The sequence below is a fragment of the Mycobacterium sp. genome, assembly GCF_019243155.1.
Lineage (GTDB): Bacteria > Actinomycetota > Actinomycetes > Mycobacteriales > Mycobacteriaceae > Mycobacterium.
On record NZ_JAFAUS010000469.1, the window covers coordinates 1 to 6,833 of the forward strand.

Sequence of the window (6,833 nt, forward strand, 5' to 3'; positions counted from 1 at the left end):
TGGGATCGGGCTCACGCCGAATGTGGCCGGCATCGATCATTCGATCCACCAGATAGGTGATCGCAGCGGGCGATACGTCCATGCGCTGCCGCAACTGGGCAGACGTCAGGGGTGTTCCGGCGGTCTCGGCGACCATGATGTGCAGTAAGGCATGGAAGTCGGTGCCGTTGACTTCGTGTTGACGAGCGAAGTGCCGGCCGATGCGGTCAGATTGTGCTGTGACGGCCCGCATGTCGGCCGACATCAACTTCTCGAGTTCGGCTCGGTCTGGTCGCCGATCAGCAGCGCCGCGCTTGGTCACTCACCCGATCCTTTTGCAAGATACCGACCAGGGTATCCGCGGCCGCTACTTCCGTTCGGCGAACACGCGTCATGCCAGAGTTTCTGGTCCGGTCGAGGCCATTAGCCTACGTCACTATCGGCGCGCAGTCCCCTGCCGTGCCAAGAAGGTTAATGATTCAGGATTTGGTGGGGTCGTGACCCCAGTTCATCAGTGAGTACCGCCACGGACTGTCGTCGATGTCACCTTTCGGCCGTTGTGCCAGGTGGCGGCTTGCGTAGCCGGCGACCTTTCGCATGTGCGCGTAGTCGTCGCCGGTGAGGTCGGACCGTTTGGTCCGGAGTAGTTTCACAATGCGACGACCGCTGGCGTGGCCCGTTGCCTCCGTGTCGCCTTGCTTTTGTCCCACGCTTTTCGACTCGTCGGTGGCGAGCCACTTTTCCAGCTCCTGCGCGGTCATGTTGACCGCCTTGTGGAAGTCGTCCAAGGTCGCTTTTTCGTCGTCGGGCATCGTGTCGTCCTCGCCTCGATCAGTCCGCGTGACGTAGCGAATCGGGCTTGTGCACCGCGTCCCCGCCGGACTTGTCACTGCGAACCTTGTACTGCGGTTCGTCCTCGGACGCGCGGACCTGGCGGCCCGCGGTGTGGGTATCGGAGGTGATCTCGTCTTCGACCTCCCCGTGGACGGTGCTGCCGTGGCTCTTCCACGTGACCTTGTCGCCCTTGTGAAATTTCTTGTCACCCATATCGCTTCACCTTTCAACCCAGTCACTGGGCTACGGAGTCGTCTGTGGGAGAGGCGGTATGAGCCGGGTGTCCCACAGTGCGGCGATGTTCCTTGAGCGCCGCTTCGTGCGCGTGGCGGCGGCCACCGACTAGCCGGTCGCGCACCAATTGCTCGATGTCCTTGAAGCACCGGTAGTAACCGTCTTGGTACTCCTCGATCACCTGATAAGTCCACCGCCCTGGCAAGACGTTTCGCCCGACCAGCTCACCCTCGATGTGTTGAGCCAGATCCGCGTGGCCGATCCGGCTGAGCTGGGCAACCGCCGCGTCGAGTTGCAGGTCGGCATGGCCGGTCAGTTGGTGGAACGAGTACAGGTGTCCCCGCGCGCGCTCGATTGTCTCGAGCGCCTCGGTCAACTTCCCCACCGCACGCACAACGGCTTCCGGGTCGCCGGAGCCAGCCTCTAGGCTCATCAGCTTTCCTCCCCATGTCGTGCCTAGACATTCCCGCAAGGGAGGGGGTCGAATCGTGCGGGAGGGCTTCGATACTTAATTAACTTGATGGTTAAGTTTGCACGTCCTTCTTGACCGCCCGACGCACTTGCACCATCCTCGCCGCGCCCACCAGCACCGTGGCGCTCGCGCCGGCTACGGCCGAGAGCAAGTAGCCCACCCCCACCGGCAGGGTCCAATCGAAGAAAAGGAAGTGCGCGGCTATCGATTCGGTGTTTTGAGCGATGAAGATGAGCAAGGCGATCAGGATCACCAAGCCTACGACGATCGCCCACCACGCGGCCGCCAGTCGGGTGAACCCGTGCGATGATTCTCTGGACGAAGGTTTGCTGCTCATTCTGGGTGACTAACCCTGAACGTGATGAGCCAAACGCCCGAATAGCGGCGAGTTTGCCGGACCGTTTGAATAGCTCGGCCACGGGTAATTGGACCACGATGAACGCGAATGAGGTCTGGCGTCGCGCTCGCAGTAGCGAGCGTCTGGTGTTGCGTCTGCAAAGGCGTTTGTGGCTCGCGCAGTTGGCGCTGTGGCCGACCGTGATTGTCTTGACGATCCTCGCGTCTGTTGCGGCATGGGTGCTGTGGCAGCGCAGGTCCGCCGAGAACCGCTCCCAGCCGCGCCACGCCTACTCAACGACGCCGGTCAGGGTGCAGGGATAGGACTTCCGTCGCGGCGGACGCGCTGCGCGAGCAGAGCCCACGACACCGCGGCCAAGGCGAATGCCGAGGCCTGTGCGACGCCGATGCGTCCCGACGGGACGAATAGCCCCGCAACGTAGCGGTCGATGAAGCCCGCCGTCGGCAGCGGATCCATGCCGGCCCTGTTGCGCGCCCACGATTCCAGCGATGTCAGCGGACACGGAAGCCTTAGTCCGACGACGGCGACGCCCCACGCAACGGACGCTACGTGCAGAGCGGTGGTCCGCGGCCAGCGCAGCGCGAGAAAACCGCCACTCGGCACGTAGAGGAGATAGGCGAAATGTGCGGCGACGGTCGCCGCGACGGCGGCGCAATACAGTCTCTTCACGGCGCGGCCAGCCAGTCACACCAGACCGGCACGCACCTGGTAGCGGCGCTCGGCGTAGGCGAGGTCGTCGCGCCAGAGTCTGGCCGCCGCATATCGCATGACGGGTGTGATCAGCGGCGCAACGCGGGTTGCCCGCTTGAACCCCGACCGGTCCGAATACGCGACGGTGGCTTCCAGCACGGCCGTGCGCGGGCGCCCGTCGGGGCCCGAACCCATTGGTGTGGCATGGGTTTCGACAACACTGCCGGAGCCCTCGCCGTCCACGATGCGCATCACGATGGTGCGCGCCTCGGGGCAACTGAACTCCGCGACGACGGGAACGCCCAGGCGGCCCATCCGGAAGGTCACGGCCACCAAGAACTGATCGACGAGTTCGGTGGGCGTGGAGAGCACTTCGAGCCGGGCGAACGAATACGGGTGAAACCACGCCCCGTGCCACGGATCGAGCCGGTTGGCGACGATGTCGACCGGTTCGCACGTCCCGGACATGGTGGCGACCGCGGCCAGGGTGTCACCTTGCGGCCTCGCCGGAATCACCGGCTCATCCAACGGTGGCTCGCCGCCGAGCTTGTCGAGCCGCACCCATACCAGGGTGCCGTCGTCGTGCCCGGGAAGCGGGCTCCAGCCGTGCTCGCGCGAGCGGCCGTCCAGAGCGAGCCCGTGCCACCGGCACACCAGCGTTCCGTCGTGCACGGTCCCGGTGGCCAGGTCGGCCCCCAGGTGTGGGCAACTGCGGGGGCCGACGCACAGCCGCAGCCGCTCGTCGCGCCAGGCGACGAGCTCGACGCCGGCAACGCGCGTTCCGTACGGCCGGCCGGGTCGCACGTCGGCGCTGGCGGCGAACGCGTACCAGTTGCCGGTGGGTCTGGCCTGGGATCGCCGCAGCGCGGCTTCGATGATGGCTGGTTTGGCGTCGCGGTAGGTCGGGCGCTGTTCGGCCCACGGCGTGCGCGGGATCACTTGCAGCGGCCAGTCTTTGGCGCTCGCCGCGGGCAGCAGGCGGTGTAGCTGTTCGCGAACGTTCATCAGCGATCGGCTCTTTCGTGGGTGGCAAGCCGCCGCAGCAGCGGTGACCTGCCTTGGGTGGGCACGGTAACCAGTGGGTGCCCGGCTAGTCCCCATCGTTGCAGCAATTGATTGGCGGCGCACCAGCCGGTCGTGGCCGCGCGTTCCATGAGCGCCACGGGCAAGTCGATACGGATGGCGTCGCCGGCCAACAGCAGACCGGGGTGGGGTGTGACGACCTTCGGGCGCAGCGAGTAGGACCCGGGCGCAAAGAGCGGGCAGTCGCTGCGATGCAGCAGTCGCTCACAAACAATCTGTGCCGCAGCGGTTTCCGGGTATATCTTGTGCAGTTGGCGTAGCGCCGCCGTGCGCGACGGTGCGGTGTCGAGGGCGTAGGAGTGCAATTCGACGACCGAGCCGTGAGTCGCCCTGGCCCATTCGCGGGCTTCGCGCTCGTAACGCTCCAGCACGCTGATGTTGTCGAGCGGTTTGTGCCCGGCCGTGCCCAAAAAGGCCGGCCGTCGCGCGTCGACGGGCCGGTCGAGCCAGAACCGATGTACGGCAAAGGGCGGCGCGGTGCGTTGTTGCGCTATCTGCGCCCGCCACTCGTCGGTGCCCAGGCCCTCGGATGCCCCGACGATCCGCTGCAGACCGGCGATGTCGGTGGCCAGCACCACCGCGTCCGCGTCGAGCTCTTCATCGGAATTCGTCTGCACCCGAAACGGTCTCGTCGACTCCGTGTCGATGCGCGAGACGCTGGTGCCGAGCCGGAACCGAGCGCCGCGGTCTTTCAGGTAGCGCTGCAGCGGCTGCCAGAGGGCGCGGTCGTAGTTCGCCGAGGGGACGTCGAAGATGAGCCCCTCGGCAGAGCCCAGGAAGTAGATGTGGAACATGGTGGCCAGTTCGGCGGCGGACAGCCTGGACGGGTCGGCGAAGAAGCTGCGCGAAAAGACCTCGAACGCTAGATGCCGTGCGGCGTTCGGGAATCGGATGTTCTTTAAGAATGTCGCGGCATCGATGCCGTCAAGGCGCCGATAGATATCGGGAACCGACACCGCGGCCAGCGGCGCGGCGGCGCGCGCGTCGAGTTGGACGAAGTCGCGAAGCCGAAATGTGGGACTGCGCGCCGCGAACACCAGCGCGTTCCAGGGTGGGGTGCGCGGTAGCCCGCGGAAGGTGTCGCGTCGCCCGGCGCCGTCGATGAGCGGATAGTCGTCGACGGGAGTGAGCAGGCGCAGCTGTGGGTCGATCCGCCGCAGCAGGGCCCGCAGGTTGTAGTACTGCCGGAAGAACGCGTGGAAGCCGCGGTTCATCGCGAGTTCGGCCCCGTCGTGCTGTTCGGTCCAGCCACCGACCCGACCGCCGAGATAGTTCTCGCGTTCGATCACCTCGACGGCGACGCCGCGTTCGGCCAGGCCGGTGGCGGCGGTCAGGCCCGCGATGCCGCCGCCCACCACGACCACCTTCGGGCGCGACGGCAGGCCATCGGCGTCCGGCAGACCCGTTGGCGCGGGGAATGTTTGACGACGACGATCGATTTCGTGAGCGGTCATTTCGGAGCGTCTGCCAGGAAGGTGTGCACGATGTTGGCCTCCCAGCCCGGCATCGTCTCGCTGTGCACTCCGGCGAAGCCGGCGTCGGCCAGCCGTCCCCGGAACCGCGCCGCACCGTCGAACTCGAGCACGCTGCGCCACAGGTAGCGATACAGCGCGGTGTCACGGGTGCGCCACCAGCCGGAGGGGATGATGATGCCCCAGCAGACGGCGTGCCAGATGCCGGTGGCCGCACGCGAGTCGCGCACCGAATACTCGTGCACCGCCAGCGTGCCGCCGGGCCGCAGCAGCTGGCGGAATCTGCGCAACTGCGCGTCCCGGTCCGCGACGTTACGGATCAGATAGGCGGCCAGGATGCCGTCGAAGGGTCCGGTGACACCGTGTTGTGCCAGCTCTTCGATGGGGCTGTGGACGAATCGCACCGACGCCGGCCAGTTTTTGGCGAGCGCCGCGTCGAGCATTCCCCGCGACGCGTCCACCGCAACGATCTCTGCTTCGGGCGCGACGGCGAGCAGGGCAGCCGTCGATGCGCCGGTGCCGCATCCGGCGTCGAGCAACCGTAAGCCCTTACCGTGGGCGGGAATTCGCATCCGGCGAGCCGATGCAAGCAGCTGTGCGTGATAACCGGGGCTGGCACCGACCAGCCGGTCGTAAGACGGGGCACCCGCGTCGAACGCGGCCGACAACTCGCCCGGGGCGGGCCCTGTCTCACCGACGCGCACGTTGCCGTTCCCACAGCAGCAGCACCGCGGTGACCAGAGCGAATCCGAACAGAAAGTCCTCGATCGGAATGTCGAACGGGAAACGCAGGCCGGTGATCTGGTGCTGGTTGTAAATGACAACGGGGGAGCTGAGTTTGGTCAGCCAGCCATCGACCGGGATCTGAAATCCGAGAACGATCAGCATCGACAGCCAATAGGCCGGTCGCCGAAAGAGTCCGGTTCGCAGCAGCGCCAATTCCGTTGCGCAGACGATCACCACGGCGACGACGGCCGGGACCGTGTAACCCAGGCCGGTCATCGGCGGTTGACCCTTTGAAGGATGGTGCTCACCGCGTTGTATGTCAGCAGCCCGCACACCGGGATCACGACGAAGAACAGGACTTCTTCGATCGGCACCCGAACCGGGATCCTCAGGCCGCTGATGTAGGCGTCGTTGTAGCTCCACACGTGCGCGGCGACCGCGATCTCGTCCCACAGCAGAAACACCAGCGCCACGGGCAGAACCGCCTTGATGAGCCGGCGCGCTTGGCGGTAGACACCGGGACCGAACATCTCGAGGGGCAACGTGAGGGCCAGGCATGCGGCCAGCACCAACAGGTATTGCCAACGATCGCTCATGCGGCCCCCGATTGAAAACCAGATTCGCTCGGGGCGCTGTTTCGCGCCCGCCATGACCGTAGCAGCCCCAGACCGGCGACCTGCAGACGTCGCGATCGACCGACGGTCGCCCGGTGATTGAACACGGCGAAATCGCTTTTCTCGATGCAGTCCAGGATCTCCGAGTACAGCGCGGCCGCGGTGGCGACACAGGGGCGCGAGCGGGGGGCCAGCATACCGATTCCCGCGGCGGCGAACCGGTAAGTCTCCCTGGTGATTTCGTGCTGAGCGGCCAGCGCCTCACGCACCCGCGGGTCGGTACGACGGTGGATGTGACACCACATCAACAGCTCGCGGTCGACGCCGTGGGCGGCAAGCTCGTCGGCGGGCAGGTACACGCGTTGCCGCAC

At 66.2% G+C, this 6,833-nt stretch carries 12 protein-coding genes; all 12 read right to left on the bottom strand.

Annotated features, from left to right (window positions below; genetic code table 11):
- A partial coding sequence (locus JOZ00_RS23690; RefSeq protein WP_293348953.1) for a MarR family transcriptional regulator occupies nt 1-301 on the bottom strand: 301 nt, incomplete at its 3' end.
- 157 nt (nt 302-458) lie between these two features.
- Nucleotides 459-791 carry a DUF3140 domain-containing protein gene (locus JOZ00_RS23695; RefSeq protein WP_293348955.1) on the bottom strand — a complete coding sequence of 111 codons (333 nt, stop codon included), beginning with the start codon at nt 789-791 and terminating at the stop codon, nt 459-461.
- Nucleotides 792-810: 19 nt separating this feature from the next.
- Nucleotides 811-1,026 (bottom strand): DUF2945 domain-containing protein, encoded by a 216-nt coding sequence (locus JOZ00_RS23700; protein ID WP_293348957.1) that lies wholly within the window; start codon nt 1,024-1,026, stop codon nt 811-813.
- A 22-nt stretch (nt 1,027-1,048) separates the two neighbouring features.
- Complete coding sequence (locus JOZ00_RS23705; protein ID WP_293348960.1) at nt 1,049-1,480, bottom strand: hypothetical protein; 432 nt, start codon at nt 1,478-1,480, stop codon at nt 1,049-1,051.
- Between the two features lie 91 nt (nt 1,481-1,571).
- Nucleotides 1,572-1,856: a DUF1049 domain-containing protein gene (locus tag JOZ00_RS23710; protein WP_293348963.1), complete on the bottom strand. Its 285-nt coding sequence runs from the start codon at nt 1,854-1,856 to the stop codon at nt 1,572-1,574.
- 306 nt (nt 1,857-2,162) lie between these two features.
- Entirely contained in the window at nt 2,163-2,546 is a 384-nt protein-coding gene (locus JOZ00_RS23715) for a DUF2784 domain-containing protein (RefSeq protein ID WP_293348966.1), read from the bottom strand.
- Nucleotides 2,547-2,561: 15 nt separating this feature from the next.
- Entirely contained in the window at nt 2,562-3,572 is a 1,011-nt protein-coding gene (locus JOZ00_RS23720; RefSeq protein ID WP_293348969.1) for a DUF5914 domain-containing protein, read from the bottom strand.
- Complete coding sequence (locus tag JOZ00_RS23725; RefSeq protein ID WP_293348972.1) at nt 3,572-5,104, bottom strand: NAD(P)/FAD-dependent oxidoreductase; 1,533 nt, start codon at nt 5,102-5,104, stop codon at nt 3,572-3,574. The genes JOZ00_RS23720 and JOZ00_RS23725 overlap by 1 nt, the downstream gene beginning before the upstream one ends.
- Nucleotides 5,101-5,826, bottom strand: coding sequence for a class I SAM-dependent methyltransferase (locus tag JOZ00_RS23730; protein ID WP_293348976.1), 726 nt, complete (start codon nt 5,824-5,826; stop codon nt 5,101-5,103). The genes JOZ00_RS23725 and JOZ00_RS23730 overlap by 4 nt, the downstream gene beginning before the upstream one ends.
- Nucleotides 5,813-6,124, bottom strand: coding sequence for a lycopene cyclase domain-containing protein (locus JOZ00_RS23735; protein WP_293348979.1), 312 nt, complete (start codon nt 6,122-6,124; stop codon nt 5,813-5,815). The genes JOZ00_RS23730 and JOZ00_RS23735 overlap by 14 nt, the downstream gene beginning before the upstream one ends.
- Entirely contained in the window at nt 6,121-6,444 is a 324-nt protein-coding gene (locus JOZ00_RS23740; RefSeq protein ID WP_293348982.1) for a lycopene cyclase domain-containing protein, read from the bottom strand. The genes JOZ00_RS23735 and JOZ00_RS23740 overlap by 4 nt, the downstream gene beginning before the upstream one ends.
- A partial coding sequence (locus tag JOZ00_RS23745; RefSeq protein ID WP_293348985.1) for a squalene/phytoene synthase family protein occupies nt 6,441-6,833 on the bottom strand: 393 nt, incomplete at its 5' end. The genes JOZ00_RS23740 and JOZ00_RS23745, both read right to left, overlap by 4 nt.

What these genes read in the sequence shown, in the direction of transcription:
- JOZ00_RS23695 (WP_293348955.1), bottom strand. Translation starts at nt 791, where the DNA reads ATGCCCGACGACGAAAAAGCGACCTTGGACGACTTCCACAAGGCGGTC.
- JOZ00_RS23700 (WP_293348957.1), bottom strand. Translation starts at nt 1,026, where the DNA reads ATGGGTGACAAGAAATTTCACAAGGGCGACAAGGTCACGTGGAAGAGC.
- JOZ00_RS23705 (WP_293348960.1), bottom strand. Translation starts at nt 1,480, where the DNA reads ATGAGCCTAGAGGCTGGCTCCGGCGACCCGGAAGCCGTTGTGCGTGCG.
- JOZ00_RS23710 (WP_293348963.1), bottom strand. Translation starts at nt 1,856, where the DNA reads ATGAGCAGCAAACCTTCGTCCAGAGAATCATCGCACGGGTTCACCCGA.
- JOZ00_RS23720 (WP_293348969.1), bottom strand. Translation starts at nt 3,572, where the DNA reads ATGAACGTTCGCGAACAGCTACACCGCCTGCTGCCCGCGGCGAGCGCC.
- JOZ00_RS23725 (WP_293348972.1), bottom strand. Translation starts at nt 5,104, where the DNA reads ATGACCGCTCACGAAATCGATCGTCGTCGTCAAACATTCCCCGCGCCA.
- JOZ00_RS23735 (WP_293348979.1), bottom strand. Translation starts at nt 6,124, where the DNA reads ATGACCGGCCTGGGTTACACGGTCCCGGCCGTCGTCGCCGTGGTGATC.
- JOZ00_RS23740 (WP_293348982.1), bottom strand. Translation starts at nt 6,444, where the DNA reads ATGAGCGATCGTTGGCAATACCTGTTGGTGCTGGCCGCATGCCTGGCC.